15 protein-coding genes and 1 pseudogene are annotated in these 18,564 nt (G+C 61.6%); 7 read left to right on the top strand and 9 right to left on the bottom strand.

Annotation, left to right across the window (positions count from 1 at the left end; genetic code table 11):
• The 5 genes and pseudogenes from Q0G75_RS06910 to Q0G75_RS06890 form a co-directional block, all read right to left on the bottom strand.
• A pseudogene (locus tag Q0G75_RS06910) lies at nucleotides 1-239 on the bottom strand (carbamate kinase); the annotation flags it as partial.
• A gap of 31 nt (nucleotides 240-270) precedes the next feature.
• On the bottom strand, nucleotides 271-1,710 hold the full coding sequence (locus Q0G75_RS06905) for a cytosine permease (RefSeq protein ID WP_294415118.1): 1,440 nt from the start codon (nucleotides 1,708-1,710) through the stop codon (nucleotides 271-273).
• A gap of 13 nt (nucleotides 1,711-1,723) precedes the next feature.
• A complete protein-coding gene (locus Q0G75_RS06900) occupies nucleotides 1,724-1,945 on the bottom strand; it encodes a hypothetical protein (protein WP_294415121.1) in 222 nt (73 codons plus the stop codon).
• A gap of 258 nt (nucleotides 1,946-2,203) precedes the next feature.
• Nucleotides 2,204-3,400 (bottom strand): agmatine deiminase family protein, encoded by a 1,197-nt coding sequence (locus tag Q0G75_RS06895; protein WP_294415124.1) that lies wholly within the window; start codon nucleotides 3,398-3,400, stop codon nucleotides 2,204-2,206.
• A gap of 130 nt (nucleotides 3,401-3,530) precedes the next feature.
• Complete coding sequence (locus tag Q0G75_RS06890; RefSeq protein ID WP_294415126.1) at nucleotides 3,531-4,622, bottom strand: ornithine carbamoyltransferase; 1,092 nt, start codon at nucleotides 4,620-4,622, stop codon at nucleotides 3,531-3,533.
• Between the two features lie 877 nt (nucleotides 4,623-5,499).
• Between Q0G75_RS06890 and Q0G75_RS06885 the strand changes: the two genes are divergently transcribed.
• The gene (locus Q0G75_RS06885) at nucleotides 5,500-7,944 is read left to right on the top strand and encodes a SpaA isopeptide-forming pilin-related protein (protein WP_294415128.1); all 2,445 of its coding nucleotides are present in this window, start codon (nucleotides 5,500-5,502) and stop codon (nucleotides 7,942-7,944) included.
• Here Q0G75_RS06885 and pdxT read toward each other — a convergent pair whose 3' ends face one another.
• Nucleotides 7,945-8,580 (bottom strand): pyridoxal 5'-phosphate synthase glutaminase subunit PdxT, encoded by a 636-nt coding sequence (pdxT, locus tag Q0G75_RS06880; protein ID WP_294415129.1) that lies wholly within the window; start codon nucleotides 8,578-8,580, stop codon nucleotides 7,945-7,947. It lies immediately after the preceding gene.
• Nucleotides 8,580-9,470, bottom strand: coding sequence for a pyridoxal 5'-phosphate synthase lyase subunit PdxS (gene pdxS / locus Q0G75_RS06875; RefSeq protein ID WP_042432130.1), 891 nt, complete (start codon nucleotides 9,468-9,470; stop codon nucleotides 8,580-8,582). Before pdxS ends, pdxT begins: the two co-directional genes overlap by 1 nt.
• A gap of 135 nt (nucleotides 9,471-9,605) precedes the next feature.
• On the opposite strand from pdxS, the gene Q0G75_RS06870 reads away from it, so the two are divergent.
• On the top strand, nucleotides 9,606-11,234 hold the full coding sequence (locus Q0G75_RS06870; protein WP_294415133.1) for a PLP-dependent aminotransferase family protein: 1,629 nt from the start codon (nucleotides 9,606-9,608) through the stop codon (nucleotides 11,232-11,234).
• A gap of 174 nt (nucleotides 11,235-11,408) precedes the next feature.
• Here the strand turns inward: Q0G75_RS06870 and Q0G75_RS06865 are convergent, their stop codons facing one another.
• Nucleotides 11,409-12,599 (bottom strand): pyridoxal phosphate-dependent aminotransferase, encoded by a 1,191-nt coding sequence (locus tag Q0G75_RS06865; RefSeq protein ID WP_294415134.1) that lies wholly within the window; start codon nucleotides 12,597-12,599, stop codon nucleotides 11,409-11,411.
• Between the two features lie 442 nt (nucleotides 12,600-13,041).
• On the opposite strand from Q0G75_RS06865, the gene Q0G75_RS06860 reads away from it, so the two are divergent.
• Entirely contained in the window at nucleotides 13,042-13,485 is a 444-nt protein-coding gene (locus Q0G75_RS06860) for a universal stress protein (protein ID WP_114620622.1), read from the top strand.
• A 236-nt stretch (nucleotides 13,486-13,721) separates the two neighbouring features.
• Here Q0G75_RS06860 and Q0G75_RS06855 read toward each other — a convergent pair whose 3' ends face one another.
• On the bottom strand, nucleotides 13,722-14,438 hold the full coding sequence (locus Q0G75_RS06855) for a sulfite exporter TauE/SafE family protein (RefSeq protein ID WP_294415138.1): 717 nt from the start codon (nucleotides 14,436-14,438) through the stop codon (nucleotides 13,722-13,724).
• Between the two features lie 348 nt (nucleotides 14,439-14,786).
• On the opposite strand from Q0G75_RS06855, the gene pxpB reads away from it, so the two are divergent.
• The 4 genes from pxpB to accC are packed head-to-tail and all read left to right on the top strand — an operon-like array spanning nucleotide 14,787 to nucleotide 18,561.
• The gene (gene pxpB / locus Q0G75_RS06850; protein WP_294415140.1) at nucleotides 14,787-15,515 is read left to right on the top strand and encodes a 5-oxoprolinase subunit PxpB; all 729 of its coding nucleotides are present in this window, start codon (nucleotides 14,787-14,789) and stop codon (nucleotides 15,513-15,515) included.
• A gap of 1 nt (nucleotide 15,516) precedes the next feature.
• Nucleotides 15,517-16,650, top strand: a complete 1,134-nt coding sequence (locus tag Q0G75_RS06845) for a biotin-dependent carboxyltransferase family protein (RefSeq protein WP_294415142.1) — start codon at nucleotides 15,517-15,519, stop codon at nucleotides 16,648-16,650.
• A gap of 9 nt (nucleotides 16,651-16,659) precedes the next feature.
• Complete coding sequence (gene accB / locus Q0G75_RS06840) at nucleotides 16,660-17,190, top strand: acetyl-CoA carboxylase biotin carboxyl carrier protein (protein WP_294415143.1); 531 nt, start codon at nucleotides 16,660-16,662, stop codon at nucleotides 17,188-17,190.
• Between the two features lie 15 nt (nucleotides 17,191-17,205).
• On the top strand, nucleotides 17,206-18,561 hold the full coding sequence (accC, locus tag Q0G75_RS06835) for an acetyl-CoA carboxylase biotin carboxylase subunit (protein ID WP_294415146.1): 1,356 nt from the start codon (nucleotides 17,206-17,208) through the stop codon (nucleotides 18,559-18,561).
• Nucleotides 18,562-18,564: the final 3 nt, after the last annotated feature.

Raw genomic sequence — 18,564 nt, 5'->3', positions numbered from 1 at the left:
AAAGGCATCTCCGGGGTCTTGCCGTCGTTGGCGGCGGCGTAGGCGAAAGCGTTGTTGATCATGCCGACCTGGGGGCCATTGCCGTGGGACACGACCACGTTGACGCCGTCGCCGACCATGTCGACGATGTGCTTAGCGGTGTTCTTCACCAGCTCGAGCTGCTCCTGCGGGCTGTTGCCGAGAGCGTTGCCGCCGAGGGCGATGACTACGGAAGGACCGTCACCTTTCCGATATGGCATAGGGTTTACCTCCTTGCTTGTTTACAGAAAACTATTCTTTGCCGTTCGATTCGATGCCAGCCTTCTCATTAGGCTTCGGGAAACCGCCGATACCTCTCTTCACCAGGAGCAGCTTTCCTAGCACATAGTATGCAAGCGCACTGAAGATGCACACGGCGGTTGTTGCGTTGCAGTACCTGAAGGTGTCATGAGGAATGCACAGGAAAGGATCGAAAATTGCAAGATACAGCACCACCGAAGCTGCGAAGACGCCAATTGCAACCCAGTTGAAGCCACCCCAGAAATAGTACTTGGAGCTCTTGCCGTTGTTGTAAGCGTCACGAATGGAAATGTGCTTTTTCCTGAACGCGTAGTAGTCAACCAGCTGCATCATTGCGATAGGAGCGCAGCTCATGCTGGAAATACCCAGGATGATATAGAAATTGTCGTACAGCGGCTCAGCCCAAATCATGCCGACGAAAGCAATCAGGGTAATCAAGCCGGTGCACTTGCCCCATGGGATTTTCACAAAGGTCTTCACTTGCTTAATGCCAATGCCCAAGTTGTACAGCATAACGGAGCATGCAGTAATGTCAGCGCAAATCACCAGTAGCAAAGCCGCGGTGCCAAGACCCAGACCGCCCATCGGAATCATCCATGCAGTCGGATCGGAGCTGTTCACCAGCAGAGATGCTGCAACACCCATAACGGTACCCAGAGTCGCGGCGAAAACCAATCCGATAACGTTTGGCCAGAAAGCCGCCTTCGTGGTCTTGCACAGCTTTGCAACACCACCCATATTCGGCCACCAAGAAAAGCCAGCGCCCATACTGAGCTCGAAGACTACCAGGAAGTTCAGCCACTGGTCCTCAAACGGAGCCAAGGGCTTAGCGGACAGAACGGTATCCCAACCGTAGTTCATGCTGACCACTACGAACAGGAAGATCAAAATGATAACGAAAATAGGAGCCACGAAGTTATTAAGCTTCTTCAAGAGCTCGGGGCCCTTCCAGGCGACCATCCAGCAAATCGCGCCGGCAACCACCGAAAGAATGAACATGGGAACACCGGTAGTGATGTCCGTTCCGGTAAATCCAAGCACGATATTGCCAACGGCTTTCGCCACCATCATACAGAGGATAACCAGCCAAGCAATAACGAATATGGACATCAGAATCAGGAATACCTTCGTGCCTTTGCCACCAAGGATGCCTCGCACCGATGTGTATGCATCGACTCCGTATTTGCCCGATATCACCTGCGTTGCAAGCGACATAAGCAATACTGCAACGATGTTACCGGCAATCGAGCCGACCAGCGCTGTCGGAACGTCTACATATAACGCCAGACTTCCTCCGGTGATAAAGCACCATGCCGCGCACGCAAAACCCGTGATAACTACCGTGTAATCTTTGAAACCATAAGGACGCTCGCTTTTTAGAACAGGCATAGACTCGCTTTGAGCCTCGCTGTTGACATCTGCTTCAGCCATAATGCACCTCCCCTTAGAAATACATGACCGCATACCAGACAACAGGCAACACTCCCAGCACGATAAACATCGCGGCTATCAAGATGTTGTCGGTTTTATCCAGTCCAGGAATGAGCTTTCCCTCGCGTTCTTGTTCTTCGATTTCCGCGATACGCTCGAACAGTTCCCCTTCGTGAGCTTCATCGAAGTTCGTGTTCCCGCTCAGCTCGGACCTGATTTCATCTACGACACTCATGGACTACTCCCTCCTTCTGTTATCGAAGTTGGCATCCTACGAAGCGAGCGCGGCAACCATTACCGCCACCGGCGTTTCCAAAAGAATCGTTTCTTTCGCACGGCTCCCTTTTTGCGCTTCGTAATCCAAAAGAGGGCGTAAGTCTTACCTCTAGCTAAAACCTACGCCCTCCGTATTCAGAACCCACTCACCCCGTTAGCAATTAATGCGAATCATGAATTTATGGGTCAGATGCCTATTTGAAAGTGTTTCCAAGCTTTAAGCAGAGGGCTCCTGCTGCGTGATGCAGTGGATGTTGCCGCCGCCGTACACAACCTGGCGAGAGTCAACACCAACGCACTTGAACACGCCTTCGCCCCACGTCTCGTCGTAAATCTTCTGCAAGGTTTCCACGGCAAGAGCGTCATTAACGTCGCCGTACTGCGGGACGATGCAACCATGATTGGTTACCAGGTAATTCATGTAGGAAGCAATCTGCGGCTCGTCCTGCGCGGTACGCGGGTTCACCAGATCGATGGAATTCGCTTCCTCATCGGACATGAAGCAAGGCTTCTCGGGCATAGGAAGCTTGTAGACCTTCAGTTTGCGACCCTTAGCATCGGTAGCGTTAACCAAAGTGTCGTAGATTTCATGGCACTGACGATAGAACGGATAGTCCGGATCATCGGTCCAAATGCAGGCCACAACGCCAGGGGCGATAAAGGTCGCGCAGTCGTCGATATGACCGTTGGTAACCTCGGGATCGATGCCTTCCTTAACCCAAATAACCTTCTCAACGCCCAGGTACTCTTCGAGTTCTTTGGTCATATAAGCACGCAGTTCCTCGCTGAAAGGCTCGTACTTACGCGGGTACAGCGGCCAATCACCTGCATCGGGCTCATCGGCAACCAGCACAGAGGCGGTACGACCCCCGGAAAGCAGGCACGAGTCCGTAACGATAAGGGTGCCTTCACCATCAACGGTAATGGAGCCGCCCTCAAGAATCACGTGGTCGGGACGATACGTGCGAACCCCCACATAGTCGGCCATTTTACGCGCGATTTTGGCGTCCTTGTCCCAAGGGAAGTACAGGCCGTCTACCAAGCCGCCGTATGCATTGAAGTGCCAGTCAGTAGCAGCCTTGTCGCCCTTGCCGTTCACCAAGAACGTAGCGCCGGTATCGCGGAACCAAGCATCGTTGATGCTCATTTCCATAACCGTCACGCGCTCGTTATCCTTGAACACAGCCTTGCAGTTGTCGTAATCGGCCTCGTTGCAGCACATCACAACGGGAGTGAACTCGGAAATGGCGTTTGCGATGCCGGCATAGGTGCGCTGAGCGGGCACGGCACCAAAGGCAAACGTATCAGGACGGTTCGGCCAGCCCATGAACACGCGATCTTGCGGGGCAAACTCGGCCGGCATGTAGAAGCCATCGGCTTTAGGAGTGGATTCGGATTCGGTAATCTGACGCATTTCAGTACCTCCAATGAGTACGAAGGGCTGCATGATCGCTGCCGACCATGCAGCCCTTTGCGAAAAATGATTGTTCTTGTTCGGTTGACGAGAACTGGGCTAGCGCCAACCGAACGACAAAACTGATTCCTTAGAAGTCGTAGTTGTGAATGCGCGGGGTCAGCAGATCCTCAACCTTGCCGCGGTAGTAGTTCTCCAGATACTCGCTGGTGTTGCGGCGAAGCGGCCACAGGATGTACACCAGAATGCCGCGCTGAGCGTACAGACGATTCTCGCCCAGGGGCAGCAGAGCAGACTGCGGGCCGTCCCACACTGCGTCAGTCATCTCCCAGTTACGGTTACCGGGCAGGTAGTGCATAACCCAAGCGGACTTCGGAGCACGAGCCATGAGCTCTTCGTTGATCTGGTACTTCGGATAGAAGACCTCGAAGGCTTCCTTCTCGCAAACACCCATCTTGTGGTAGTTCACGACACCGGTGTAGAAGAAATCGGTTTCGGGAGCGTACTCATAGGGATCCTCGGTGCAGATGATCTCGCCGTTGCCGTCCTCGGCAGCCTGAGCGCGGCACTTGGCCAGCAGCTCATCGGAGGGCCAGAACTTCTTGGGAGCAGCGCAGATCACGCGAATGCCCAAGCGCGGGAACAGGGAGAGATGATCCATGAACACGCAATCGAAACCGTCGGCGCCATCACCCAGCCACATGAAGGTGCAATCAGACAGCTTCTTGCCCTTCGGCTTGCGCTCAATCATCGTGATAAGGTCAGCAATGACCTGCGTGGGATGATGCTGCTCCTGGCTACCAAAGCCATCAGACTGGAACTCGGCGCAGGACATGCCGCTGATAACCGGCACAGTGGAGTTGGCAACAACCTCATCGATAACGCGCTGGGACAGGCTGCGAATCATGATGGCATCGGCCATGGAAGAGATAATGGCCGCAGTCTCCGCGATATCCTCCTGACCAGAGCCAGCATGCAGAGAGCTGCCATCGAGGAACATTGCATGGCCGCCGAACTGGGTCATGGCCGTCTCGAAGCTTACGCGGGTACGGGTTGACTGCTGGTCGAACATCATAGCAAGGGAGACGTCCTTGAGCAGGGGCAGACGCACACCCTTCTCCTCCATCTCCTTCAGCAGCAGGCAAACATCAAGCAGTTCGTTGATTTGGTCCACGCTCCAGTCGCTCAGACGGTTCATGTCCATGTAATGCTCGTGCTTCATAACCCTCACTCCTTCTTTCTTGCCGTTCGTCTTTCGACGATTCGCTATTGGTTTGAACCCCCTCACTTGGGATTCGATGGCTGTCACTTTACGAGCCGCAAGGGATAACCCTCAATCGGCTTGCTGTACCATTTATGAAAAGTGCGTGAAGGGATTAGGTTAGTTATTGCGAATGGATTAGAGGGGTGCATCTATATAACCTAATAGGGTTATATGAGTTCATCGATAGATGATATGAATGGTTTGAACCTTGAACGCCACTTGCGTACCACACGAAGGAAAGAGGGCGCGATGATTGCTCCTTCTATGGCGAGTTCTAGCATCTGAGCTGGGACGATGCACAGACCGTAAGCAGTCTCGCCCATATCGCGTAACCGAGCGCGCAGCGAAAGGCCTTGCCGATATTCACGACATCGGCAAGGCCTTTCTATTCGTGCTCCCTGCCTCGCGAAACGCCCCATGCATAGATGCGCAGGAATCGGCGAAAGCAAACGATCGTAATCCCATCGCGCCGCATCGGGGGGGGCGCTGATGCGGATCCGCAAGGCTTCATCAACCATGCTGCGGGTTTGAGCCGGAATCAAGGCCGACTACGGCGCAAGGTTTCGACGACAACGCATGGCGCTCCCGACAAGGGTTCTGCAAGTTCGCGTCGGTATGCTGGTTCGTTAAACACCTAGCGAACCAAGGAGGCGCCATGGGAACGGGCTTTGCAGCTTGCATTTCGAGAACACTTCATGAAAACGATTACGGCAGGACGCTGTCACAATCGCGAATCCGGATACCGTCAAATAGCCAGGAAGCACGACAGCCGCAGCGCCCCAACGAGCAATCAATCCCCCATCCGCATGCGCCGCAACATCGCCGCATCGTATCGATGCTCCGATTCGTCCTGATCGCCGTCTTGCTCGCATGCGGAATCGCCGCCGGATCGCCGCCGATTCCCGCCTTCGCCGAAAGCGAGGTCGGGCATTTGCTGGTAGGTGCCCGGATCGACTACGCCGGCTACAACACCACATGGATGAGCGTCGACGGAAACGCCGCATATTGCGCCACGCCCATGCTTGCCACCCCTCGGTCGGGACCGTACGCGAAAGCCCCTATCAACGCCCCGAGCGGCAGAAGCGCCGAAGCCGCCGCGGACCTGTGGTTCGGGTACGGCAGCCCCGGGTTCGACAAGACGCTATGGCCTTCCACCTGGTACGATGGCGGGGAAATGACCGAGGCTCGCTACGCCGCGCTCACGCATATCCTGCTTTCGGACACGTACTCGTCCAGCAGCGCCTCGGCGTTGTACGGATGCAGCGAGTCCTTCCGGTCTTGGGCGCAACACCAGGTCATCGGGTTCGACTCTCACGGCGCGCTCATAAACGCCGCGGCGACCGGCCGCCGCATAGCCGAAAGGACGGCCGAAGTCCCCGCAGCGTTCTCGGCCTTCCAAATCTCCACCGGCAACGCCACCCAGTGCGTGGCGTCGTTCACCTATACGGCCCAGGGGTCGCTTGAGCTGACGAAGGCCTCCTCCCAACCGCGCATAACCGAGGGAAACCCCTTGTATTCCCTGGAGGGAGCGAAGTTCGGCATCTTCCGCGATGAGTCCTGCAGCGACCTGGCACGCACCATTGCGTGCGATGCGCAGGGGCGGGCGAAGGCCGACTCGATGCCTACGGGCACCTACTGGGTTCGCGAGCTGCAAGCCCCCTTGCATATGGCGGCAAGCCCCAACGTCTACCCCGTGGAGGTCAAGGACCGCCAAACGGCCCAGGTGAACGGCGGGAAAGTCGAGAACACGCCTCAAACGGCAAGGCTCGACGTGCTGTTGCGAAAGCTTGACGCGGACAGCCGATCCGCTGCACCGCAGGGAGACGCAAGCCTGGCAGGAGCGGTGTTCACCGTGCGATATTTCGCGCAATTGGAATCGCCCCCAAGCGAAGGCGATGGCAACGTTGCAACAAATCCCCTGTTCACCTGGGAATTTCGCACTGATGAGCTTGGCGAGGTGCACCTATCCGATGCAACGAGCATGGAGCGTTACCACGTAGGCGGCGACGAGCTTCCCTGCGATTCCATGGGGTTTTGCGCGCTTCCCATAGGCGTCTATACCATCGAGGAAACGAAAGCACCGCAGGGTTATGAGAAGCATCCGGGAACCGCCGTCGTCACGGTAGCGGCCACGGGAGAAGGAGAACACGACTGCGCCGTCTCCTTCACTTCGGGAGAAAGCGCCGATCAGAGCGTTGTCGTGCACGAGAATGTTCTCCGCGGCGGGATAGCCGTGTCGAAAACGGATGCCGAGCTGCATAGCGCCGCGGCAATGGGCGGCAACGAAGAGCTTGCATGGGCGCCCACCCTTGATGGCGTGCTTTTCGAAATCGTCAATGCTTCGCCCAATAGCGTGAACGTTAACGGGGAATGGAGCGCTCCCGGGCAGGTTGTCGGCATAATCGAGACGCAATGGGATGAAGAGCGCAGGGAGCACCGAGCGCAAACCGGAACCGATGCCCTGCCGTTCGGCACCTATTCCATTCGCGAGATCGCGGCATCCAACGGCTACCTCTTATCGGATGGAAACCCTAGGACCGTAGAAGTACACGCAGCAGGAGAGCTCGCCGAAGCAGATGCGAACGAGAACCCGCTTTCGTTCTCCAACCAGGTGATTCGAAACGATTTAGAGCTATTCAAGGTCAGGGAAGCCGATAACAAGCCTTTGCAGGTGGCGTTTTCCCTCACCAACCTTGCCACCGGCGAGAAACACGTGTTGGCGTGCGACGAGAACGGGTGGGCATCCACCGAGAGTCGCCATGCCAGGCACGCGGGAAGCACCAACGGCAACGATCACCTGCTGGAGGCGGAACGCGTAACCGCAAGCGACATGGACCCGACGGCGGGCATATGGTTCGGTCGCGGCAGCGACGGCAATGCCGCTGCACCGAACGACGACCTTGCGGCGCTGCCCTACGGGCGATACCTGCTAGAAGAGCTGCCATGCGATACGAATGAAGGATACGACCTGGTCAGCGAGACATTCGAGATCGACCATGGCCCCTCGGAACCATCAATCATTTCGAGAACGGTGACGAATCGCCTCACTGAGAAGGAGGGCGATGACGGACTGGAAAAGGATGCCGAAGAGCCAAAAGAGGGCAAAACGCCCAAAGAAGCTGCGGGCAAATTGGCGGAAACCGGAGATCGGACAGCGCTGCCGACGACGCAGCTTCTTGGCGCCGCCGCGTTAGCCGCGCTTGCCCTGGTTGCCGCACGCATAAAGGGCGGCAACCAGGCCCAAGGCGGACGCTACCAGCGAAGGAGGCGCCGCAAATAGCTAGATCAGGCTGACGAGCAGTTCGTGGATGCGCAGTTCATCATCCAATTCCGGATGGAACGACACGCCTAGCTGATTTTCGTAGCGAACGGCGACGATGCGCTCGTCCACAGTAGCAAGCACCTTGACATCTTCAGATACCGCTTTAATGAACGGAGCGCGGATGAACGTCATCGGGATGTCGGCGGTTTCGCCATCCGGCACGCCAGGCAAGCCGGCGCAGGGAGCAACGGTGCGGAAGCTTCCCAGTTGGCGGCCGTACGCGTTGCGGCGAACCGTCACCGGCAGCGTTCCGATGGCGCCCGGCGCGGTCGCGCCCGCGGCAACGGGGCCGTTCGGATCGCCGGCGGCGGGAACGCCTTCTTCGACGTTTTGCGCCAGGAGAATCAGGCCCGCGCACGTGCCCAAAACCGGCAGGCCGGCGGCCACGCGAGACTTCAACGTGTCGAGCATGCCCAGTTCGCGCAGCATCTTCGCCTGCGCCGTGCTCTCGCCTCCGGGCAGCACCAGGGCATCGTAAGGCTGTTCGACATCGGGACCCTGACGAAGCTCGACGCATTCGCACCCCAGCTTCGCCAGCGCGCGCTCATGCTCAATAAACGCCCCCTGAACAGCCAAAACAGCGATTTTTTTCATTATTTGCCGCGCTCTGCCATGAGGAGGGCAATCTCGCTCTCGTTGATGCCGACCATGGCCTCGCCCAGGTCCTCGGACAGCTCGGCGATGAGCTTGGCGTCGGTGTAGTTCGCCACGGCCTTCACGATGGCCTGCGCGCGCTTCTCGGGGTTGCCAGACTTGAAGATGCCGGAGCCCACGAACACGCCCTCGGCGCCCAGCTGCATCATGAGCGCAGCGTCGGCCGGAGTGGCCACACCGCCGGCAGCGAAGTTCACGACGGGCAGCTTACCGTTCTCGTGCACGTATTTCACCAGTTCAACGGGCACCTGCAGCTGCTTGGCGGCTTCGAACAGCTCGTCGGCGCGCAGGTTCTGGATGCGGCGAATCTCGGCGTTCATCATGCGCATGTGGCGCACGGCCTGCACCACATCGCCCGTGCCGGGCTCGCCCTTGGTGCGGATCATCGTGGCACCCTCGGCAATGCGGCGCAGCGCCTCGCCCAGGTCGCGAGCGCCGCAAACGAACGGCACGTTGAACTGGGTCTTATCGATGTGGTACGTATCGTCGGCCGGGGACAGCACCTCGGACTCGTCGATGTAGTCGATGTCGATAGCCTGCAGCACCTGGGCCTCCACGAAGTGGCCGATGCGGCACTTGGCCATAACCGGGATGGACACAGCCTCCTGGATGCCCTTGATCATCTTCGGGTCGCTCATGCGGGACACGCCGCCGGCGGCGCGGATGTCGGCGGGGATGCGCTCGAGTGCCATGACGGCGCAAGCGCCCGCCTGCTCGGCGATGTGCGCCTGCTCGGGCGTGGTGACGTCCATGATGACGCCGCCCTTCAGCATCTGGGCAAGCTGGCGATTCAGCGCAACGCGCTCTTCGGCGGTTTGAGGCTCGGTCATTTCCTACTCCTTCTCTAAGAATGTGAATGCCCGAAGGTTACGCTTCATCTGGTTATGGTAGTATCCCCAAAACTATTTCTTTTTATATGACCAGATGTTCCACGTGAAACAATCGGGGAAAGCGGTGACGAACAGATGTTCTTCTATGATATGGAATCGCGTGGTGAACTGGCCCTTTACGAATACCTGTATCGTTGCATCCGTCACGATATCGCACACGGGAAAGTAGAACCTGGACAGAAATTACCCTCGAAACGCGCGCTGGCGAAGCAGCTGGGCGTCAGCCTGATCACCGTCGAGGCCGCATACGACCAGCTTGTTGCCGAAGGATACATCCGCTCGCGCGAGCGCTGCGGCTACTACGCGTGCGACCTTGCGCCCGCCGCCAAGATCGAGGAGCCGGGAAGCGCGCAGCACCGACCCGAAACGACGAGCGCGGTCACAAGCAGCGCACGAGAGAGCCATCCCGAAAACCAAAACAGCCGGCAGCCTTTTTCGCGAGAAAAGGGGCTTCCGGGAGAACCGGCCGGGCATCGGCCGACCACCGGCCCGACCGCCCTGTCAGCCGACGGCATCCCCACCCTGCCTGCCGGCGCCGAACCCCGCCCGCAAAACGCCCCGTCCGACGCACCGCTGCTCGCGGACTTCACGCACAGCACGCTGGCAACCACTATGCTCCCCTATTCCGCTTGGGCAAAAGCCGTCCGGCGGACGCTCTCGGACGAATCTGCGGCATCGCTGGCCGAAGCCGCTTCCGCGGCGGGATCGCCCGAGCTGCGAAGCGCCATCGCCGACCACCTGCGTCAATATCGCGGAATGGATGTGTCGCCCGACCAGGTCGTCATAGGCGCCGGATCGCAGACGCTGTATCAACTGTTGGTGCAGCTGCTGGGGCGCACAAGGCGCTACGCGGTGGAAGACCCTGGATATCCCCTGCTCACACGCATGTACGAGCAGCAGGATGCGCAGGTTGCGCATATCGGGCTGGACGATTCCGGCATCGACATGGCAGCCCTGGAAGCATCCGGGGCGTCGGTCGCCCACATCATGCCGTCGCACCAGTTCCCCACCGGGATCGTCACCACGGCAGCTCGGCGCCGCGAGCTGCTGAACTGGGCGCGCGAAGAAGACCGCTACCTGATCGAGGACGACTACGACTCGGAGTTCCGCATGGCCGGGCGGCCCATACCCTCGCTGTTCGGCATCGACGCCGCCGAACGCGTGCTGTACCTCAACTCGTTCGCAAAAAGCCTGGGCGCGGCGTTTCGCATGGCGTACCTGGTGCTGCCGCCGCAGCTGGCGCAGCGCTTCCGCGAACAGCTCGGCTTCTACGCGAACACCGTCAGCCCGCTCGATCAGCTGGCCCTGGCGCGCTTCATCGAGCAGGGCCATTACGACCGCCACGTGAACCGCCTGCGCACGCACGCGCGCAAAACGCAGGATGCCCTGGTCAACGCCTTGCGCGACGCCTTTGGCGAGCGCATTGCGTTCGCCAGGCTCAACGACGGCCTGCATTTCACCATGCAGCTGGAAAGCGCATGCGGCGAACGCGAGCTTGCCGCCGCGGCTGAAGCAACCGGCATCCGCATCGCCCCGCTATCGAGCTTCGCCGGCACGGCTTCGCCAAGCGCGGCCCCGACCGACACCGAGCCACGGGCAAGCACGGCAGGCGCATCTCCCGCGCGCTTCATCCTGCGAAGCGACAGCATCGCCGCCGAGCAAGCCCCCGCCGTTGTGAGCGCACTCGCGAAAGCGTGGGCGTAAGCCAGCACCGCAAAACGTCCGGGCATAACCCTCTCAGCCGCAAACGGCCGGGCGCAGCCCTCGCCGCCGCAACACGCCCGGCAGCCTTTTGCGAAGCCGCAAAACCCCGCCCAAACAAAAAGCGCGAGCCGGGCTCTCACCCAGCTCGCGCTTCAACGGCATATCAAGCAAACGCTACTCGGCGTCGTAGGACTCCTTGAGCGCCTTCAGCGCCGGCAGGCTGTTCTCGATGGTCTCGCGGGCGATGCAGTAGCTCATGCGCACCCAACCCGGGCAGCCGAAGCTGTCGGAGGGAACGATGAGCAGCTCGTGCTGCTTCGCGCGATCGCTGAACGCCTGGGCATCGGGCTCAAGCGCACGCACCCACAGATAGAACGCGCCGTCGGGCTGCACGTACTCGTAGCCCATCTCGTCCAGAGCCTCGGTCAGGATGCGACGGTTGGTGGCATACGCCTCCACGTCGGACGGCTCGTCGACGCACGCCGCGGCAACGCGCTGGAACAGCACCGGCGCGCAAATATAGCCATGCGCGCGGCCTGCGCCGGCAACGGCGAAGAACACGCGGTCGGCCTCTTCGGCATCCATGGTGTCGGAAACGTACACGTAGCCCACGCGCTCGCCCGGCAGGCTGAGCGCCTTAGAGTACGAGTAGCACACCAGCGTGCGGGGATAGATGGTGGGAACGTAGGGAACTTCCACGCCATAGGTGATCTCGCGATACGGCTCGTCGCTGATCAGGTAGATCGGGTGGCCGATCTCCTTGCCCTTCTCCTCGAGCATGGCGGCCAGCGCCTCCAGGTTCTCGCGCGTGTACACCGCGCCCACCGGGTTGTTCGGCGAATTGATGATGACAGCCGCGGTCTTCTCGTTGATGGCGGCGGCCATAGCCTCCACGTCAAGCTGGAAGCTGGGAACCTGCGTGGGAACCTCGACGATGGAGCAGCCCATGGTCTCGATCCACACCTTGTACTCGGGGAAGTACGGGCTGGGAACGATGACCTCATCGCCGGCGTTGGTGACAGCGCCCAGGCTGATGGCGATGGATGCGGCGGCGCCCACCGTCATGTACACGCGGCCAGCCTTCGCCGGGATACCGTAGCGGCGCGCGATGCTGTCGGCGATGGTCTGGCGAACGGCGGGGATGCCGGCGGCAGGCGAATACGCGTGCAGTTCGACCGGCGGCAGCTTCATAAGCTCCTCAATGGTATCCGCCACCTTCTGCGGCGCGGGCACGCTGGGGTTGCCGATGGAGTAATCGAACACCTTGTCATCGCCGATCTCGGCCTTGCGCTTCAAACCGTAGGCGAACAGCTCGCGGATCGCGGAGGGCTCGTTTCCCAGGTCATACATTCTTTCGTCGATCATAAGGTGCTCCTTGCGTGCCGGTGCGCATAACGCGCAATGAAAAGTTCGCCGTCCAGATTAGCACTTTCGCACCGCGTTGCCGCCCGCGCGGCAACCAACAAAGTTAGCCGGAGCACGAAAACCGCATTTCGGACAAGCTCGCCGGCAAGGACCATCGGCGAAAGCGGCGCGCAGCCCACCTGGTCGGAACCCACCGAGCGTCCGCTCAGGCGCCCGCCAAGCATGCCGACCGCCTGCGCCGGCAGCTTGAACGCACTCGGCTCCCCGCTGGGAAACCCTTGGGCAACACCTTGCGCCGAAAGCAAACCGTCACCGCCGGCGGGCGCACATTGCGGTACAATAACCCCAGAACACGGGCGCGTGATCTCGTGGCACACGCTCGAGCCGACCTGAAAACATCCGCGCAGGCGCCCAAGCGCCGCGCACAACGAAAGGGGTTATCATGGCTTTCGGTTACAAGCGCATCTTCGCAGCACTCGACGGCGCATCCACCCAGCGAGCGGTCATGGAGCGCGCCATCGCCCTAGCGGAGGAAGAGCATGCCGAGCTCACGTTCGGCCACGTCATCGACTCCGTGCCCTACGAGGCATCGGGCGTCGACTTCGAGCTTCTGTGCAACGAGGGCAAGATCCGCATCGAGACCGACCTTGCCGACCTGCTGGAGAAGGCCCGCAACAACGCCGACATCCCCTCCGTGCAGCTGATCGTCCGTGCCGGCCGCATCACTGACACGCTGCAGAAGCAGCTCATCGAGCCCACCGAGCCCGACCTGGTCATCTGCGGCGAGCGTGGCCTGAGCAACATCAAGTACGTGTTCGTGGGCAGCGTCTCCACGTACCTCATCCGCAACGTCCGCTGCGACGTGCTGGTGGTCAAACAGGACTAACCGCGCGAAGCGGCTGGCAAAACAAGCACGAACGTGAAAGCGGGGGCCATCGGCCCCCGCTTTTCAGTTTCTAGACACTGGTCAAAACCCCAAGTCGGCTTTCCCTGCGTACGCTCTGCCCCATACGCCCCGCCCGTGAACCCCGGCACCGGATACCGCCCAAGACGGCAAAGCCCGAGCAGCGCCCTGGGCCAAACCGAGCCGGCGCTCAAGGCCGCCGAAGCGCCGAAGGACCCTTACGACGTGACCAGCAAAACGGTGCCGATGACCAGCAGCAGCACGTACGTCAGCTTCAGGAAGCGCTCCTGGCTGATGCGCTTGGCAAGCTTGCCGCCCACCACCGTGGCAAGCACGATGAGCGGGATGCAGCACAGCACCATGATCCACACCTCGTGGGTGAAGTGCCCCTGGTACAGCTGCACGCCGGCGTACAGCAGGTTGAGGATGGACCACACCGCCGACAGCGTGGCGCGGAACTGTTCCTTGTCCGTAAGCTTCTGCACCGCGTAGATGACCAGCAGCGCGCCGCCGGAAACGAACATGCCCTGGATCAGGCCCGCCGCCACCAGCACGCCCCACAGCGCCCACTCCGGCAGGAACGACTGCTTGCGCTGCACCAGGTTCTTGATGCCCACGGCAAGGATGACCAGGCCGTATATCTTCAACAGCGCATGCAGCGGCACCACGGAGTCAAGCCAGGCGCCCAGCGCCACGAACGGCAGCATGACGCCCACGATCTTGCCGAGCTCGCGCCAATGGATGCTGCGGAAGTTGAGCACCGCCAGCACCGTGCAGGCCAGAAAGCCCGTGGCGTTCAAGATGGACACCGAGCTTTGCAGCCCCAACGTGAGCGTGCCCACCGGCATGCAGAAGATGTTGCCGGCGAAACCGGTGATGGCCTGCACGGTGTAGCCGAACAAAAACACCGCCAGGAATATGACGTTCTTAACCAACCGAGACCCTCGCTCCCGTTATCTTGCGATCGGCGAAACAACGCGGCGAACGCTCCGCTGCCGCGCAACCGCCGCAACGACGCCGCAGGCGCAGCAACGCCGCGCGCTTCGGCGCCGCTGCCGGCACCCGAATGCCGCAGGCGGCTCAACGCTACGCTATCAGGCCCCGCAAACGGGAAACCCACCTGCGCAGCCGCGCCTTTTGCCGCCTATCCGCGGCTTCATCGTTATCCATGAAATAAGTTGCAAGTATATTACCAAAATGCCTATTTGCGGCTAATTGCCTTAGCATGAGGGGAAACATCATCTACCATAGGCAGGTACGCAATCCGAAAGCATAGGGGAACAGTGGCTGGATTTAACATCACCATCGCTGGCGACTCCGCTATCAACTTGGAGTTCGCCAAAACCATATCGCCGCAAACCAGCGGCATGATCCGCGTTGCCGCGCAGACGCTCACCGACGATCCCATCCCCGGGGTCACCGAGCTGGTGCCCACGTTCTGCTCGCTCATGGTCACCTACGACCCGTGCGTCATCGGCTACGACGAGCTGTGCCAGCGCGTGCAGGGCAAGCTGCGCAACCTGGCCGCCGCCGAGACGGGCGTGAAGCGCATCGTGGTCATCCCCGTCTGCTACGGCGGGGAGTTCGGCCCCGACCTGCCCACGGTGGCGCACCATGCCGGCATGTCCGAGCAGGACGTTATCAGCCTGCACTGCGCGCACGACTACCTCATCGACATGCTGGGCTTCCTGCCCGGCTTCGCCTACCTGGGCGGCCTGGACCCGCGGCTGCACACGCCGCGCCTTTCCGTTCCGCGCACCGAGATCCCTGCGGGCAGCGTGGGCATCGGCGGCGCGCAGACGGGCATCTACCCGCTGGCAAGCCCCGGAGGCTGGCAGATCATCGGCCGCAGCCCCGTGCGCCCGTACGACCCCGAGCGCGCCCAGCCCATCCTGTACCGCGCAGGCGAGTACCTTCGCTTCCAGCCCATCACGCAGAAGCAGTATGACGCCATCGAGGCGCAGATCGCCGCAGGCGGCTATGAGTGCGACGTTATCGTAGAGGAGGCCTAGCATGGGAGTCACCGCCATCAAACCCGGCATCCTGACCACCGTGCAGGACCGGGGCCGCACCGGCTATCTGGGCAGCGGCTTCAGCCCGTCGGGCGTCATGGACACCCGCGCGCTGCACACGGCCAACCTGCTGGTCGACAACGACCCCGACGCCCCCGTCCTGGAGTTCTGCCTGGCCGGTCCCACGCTTCGCTTCACCACCAGCACCTACGTCGCCATCACCGGCGGCGATTTCCGCCCCACGCTCGACGGCCGTCCCGCGCCCATGTACACCGCGCTGGCCGTGCACCGCGGCAGCGTGCTGGCCTTCGGCGCCCCGAAAACGGGCATGTACGGCTACCTGGCCATCGCGGGCGGATCGATCAACGCGCCCGAGGTCATGGGCAGCCGCTCCACCAACCTGAAGTGCGGCATCGGCGGATGGAAGGGCCGCGCGCTCATCACCGGCGACTACCTGCCGTTTTGCACGCGCAACATCGACTTCATCCCCAACCTGGGCTCGCACACCGTCGACCGCGACGATGATTTCTACGGCTTCGACGACCCCGAGATCACGCTGCGCGTGGTGCCCGGCCCGCAGGAGGACATGTTCACGCAAGACGGCGTGGACACCTTCTACGGCCAGGCCTACACCACCACCAGCCGCTGCGACCGCATGGGGTTCCGCCTGGACGGCCCCGAGATCGAGACGGTGAACGGCAGCGACATCATCTCGGACGGCATCGCGCTGGGCGCCGTGCAGATCCCCGCCGACGGCCGCCCCATCATCATGCTCTCAGACCGCCAGACCACCGGCGGCTACGCCAAGATCGGCACCGTCTGCAGCGTCGACCTGCCCAAGCTGGTGCAGTGCACGCCGGGCCGCGTCATCCGCTTCGCCCCCGTCACCATCCAGCAGGCGCAGGACCTGTACCGCCAGGAGGCGCGCCGCATGGAGGCGCTCGCCAAGATGGTCAAGCGCCCCTGCTACGGCGGCATATCGCCGCGAAGGACGGCGCGAAGGCTGACGCCCATCCTGGAAGCGCAGGCCCGCGCGCACGCGTCCGGCAGCCAGAAGCTGTGGATCGAACTGAGCAGAACCGAGCAACAACGCTTGCAGCCCGCAGAGCAGCCCGCAAGCGAGTCGAACCGATAGGAGCACCCCATGACCACGAACGAAACCAACGGCACCGCCGACGCCATGAAGCAGCGCCGCGAGAACATCCTCGACCTTCTCAACATCATGGACGAGGGCGATCTGACCGCCCTGCGCTTCAAGGACGGCCAGGTGGAGATCGAGCTCGAGCGCAAGCCCGCCGCCGGCGCGCTGTCCGGCGCCACCCTGCCCCTCATGGCCGAGCGCGTCGGCCAGCTGCTCAACGCCCGCGAGGACGCCACCGGCGTGGTGGCCGGCGCCGCAAGCGCGCCCGTGGCCGGCGACGACGACGCCAGCGTGGTCCGCAGCCCCATGGTGGGCACGTTCTACGCCGGCCCCAGCCCCGACGAGGACCCGTTCGTGAAGGTTGGCCAGGAGGTGCTGACCGGCCAGACGCTGGCCATCGTCGAGGCCATGAAGATGATGAACGAGATCACGGCCCCCGCGCCGGGCGTCATCACCGAGGTGCTGGCCGCCAACGGCACGCAGGTCGAGTACGACCAGCCGCTGTTCCGCATCTCCACCAGCGCGAACGCGTAAGGCCAGGCGAGCCCCATGTTCAACAAGATCCTCATAGCCAACCGCGGCGAGATAGCCGTGCGCATCATCCGCGCATGCCGCGCCATGGGCATCAAGACGGTTGCCGTGTACTCCACGGCCGACCGCCACGCCCTGCACACCTACCTGGCCGACGAGGCCGTGTGCATCGGCCCCGCGCCGGCGCGCGATTCGTACCTGAACACCACCGCCATCCTGGCCGCGGCCCAGGGCACGGGCGCCGACGCCATCCACCCCGGCTACGGCTTCCTGTCCGAGAACTCCACGTTCGCCAAGCTGTGCCGCGACAACGACATCGTGTTCATCGGCCCCACGCCCGAGGTCATCGACCGCATGGGCAACAAAAGCCAGGCCCGCCGCACCATGATGGACGCCGGCGTACCCGTGGTGCCCGGCACGAAGAAGGGCATCCACGACGTTGACGTGGCCCTTGAGCAGGCCCGCACCATCGGCTGGCCCATCATGATCAAGGCGTCGTCGGGCGGCGGCGGCAAGGGCATGCGCGTGTCGGAGAGCGAAGAGGACTTCGCCGACATGTTCAACATCGCCCAGCGCGAAAGCGTCAACGCCTTCGGCGACAACACCATGTACCTGGAGCGCGCCGTGCAGAACCCGCGCCACGTGGAGGTGCAGATCATCGCCGACAACCACGGCAACGTGGTGGCCCTGGGCGAGCGCGACTGCAGCGTGCAGCGCAACCACCAGAAGATGATCGAGGAAAGCCCCAGCCCGCTGCTGGACGCCGACGAGAGCCTGCGCCGCCGCATGATGGACGACGCCGTGAAGGCCGCGCGCGCCGTGGGCTACACGTCCGCCGGCACCATCGAGTTCCTCATGGACGCCGAGCGCAACTACTACTTCATGGAGATGAACACGCGTATCCAGGTGGAGCACTGCGTCACCGAGATGGTCACGCACACCGACCTGGTGGGCGAGATGATCCGCGTGGCCGCCGGCGAGCCGCTGTCGTTTTCCCAGGACGACATCGTGCTGCGCGGGCACGCCATCGAGTGCCGCATCAACGCCGAAACGCCCGAGAAGAACTTCATGCCCAGCCCCGGCACCATCTCGCAGATGCACCTGCCCGGCGGCAACGGCGTGCGCGTGGACACCGCGGCCTACGACGGCTTCGAGATCTCGCCGTACTACGACTCCATGATCGCCAAGATCATCGTGCAGGGCCGCAACCGCACCGAGGCCATCGCCAAGATGCGCACCGCGCTCGAGGAGATGGTGGTCGTGGGCGTGAACACCAACCTTGACTTCCAATACGCCATCATGGAGAACGAGACGTTCCGCGCCGGCCTGGCCGACACGGGCTTCATCGAGCAGTTCCTTGCAGGCGAAGTGTAGGGA

Source organism: uncultured Senegalimassilia sp. (assembly GCF_934636665.1).
Lineage (GTDB): Bacteria > Actinomycetota > Coriobacteriia > Coriobacteriales > Eggerthellaceae > Senegalimassilia.
The sequence above is the reverse complement of the archived record's forward strand: the minus strand, read 5'-3'. Positions and strand labels throughout refer to the sequence as shown.

Bases quoted from the DNA above. Each gene is read 5' to 3' on its own strand.
- accC (WP_294415146.1), top strand. From the start codon at position 17,206: ATGTTCAACAAGATCCTCATAGCCAACCGCGGCGAGATAGCCGTGCGC.
- Q0G75_RS06905 (WP_294415118.1), bottom strand. From the start codon at position 1,710: ATGGCTGAAGCAGATGTCAACAGCGAGGCTCAAAGCGAGTCTATGCCT.
- Q0G75_RS06870 (WP_294415133.1), top strand. From the start codon at position 9,606: ATGTTCTTCTATGATATGGAATCGCGTGGTGAACTGGCCCTTTACGAA.
- pdxT (WP_294415129.1), bottom strand. From the start codon at position 8,580: ATGAAAAAAATCGCTGTTTTGGCTGTTCAGGGGGCGTTTATTGAGCAT.
- Q0G75_RS06845 (WP_294415142.1), top strand. From the start codon at position 15,517: ATGGGAGTCACCGCCATCAAACCCGGCATCCTGACCACCGTGCAGGAC.
- accB (WP_294415143.1), top strand. From the start codon at position 16,660: ATGACCACGAACGAAACCAACGGCACCGCCGACGCCATGAAGCAGCGC.
- Q0G75_RS06890 (WP_294415126.1), bottom strand. From the start codon at position 4,622: ATGAAGCACGAGCATTACATGGACATGAACCGTCTGAGCGACTGGAGC.
- pdxS (WP_042432130.1), bottom strand. From the start codon at position 9,470: ATGACCGAGCCTCAAACCGCCGAAGAGCGCGTTGCGCTGAATCGCCAG.
- Q0G75_RS06900 (WP_294415121.1), bottom strand. From the start codon at position 1,945: ATGAGTGTCGTAGATGAAATCAGGTCCGAGCTGAGCGGGAACACGAAC.
- Q0G75_RS06860 (WP_114620622.1), top strand. From the start codon at position 13,042: ATGGCTTTCGGTTACAAGCGCATCTTCGCAGCACTCGACGGCGCATCC.
- Q0G75_RS06865 (WP_294415134.1), bottom strand. From the start codon at position 12,599: ATGATCGACGAAAGAATGTATGACCTGGGAAACGAGCCCTCCGCGATC.
- Q0G75_RS06885 (WP_294415128.1), top strand. From the start codon at position 5,500: ATGCTCCGATTCGTCCTGATCGCCGTCTTGCTCGCATGCGGAATCGCC.
- Q0G75_RS06895 (WP_294415124.1), bottom strand. From the start codon at position 3,400: ATGCGTCAGATTACCGAATCCGAATCCACTCCTAAAGCCGATGGCTTC.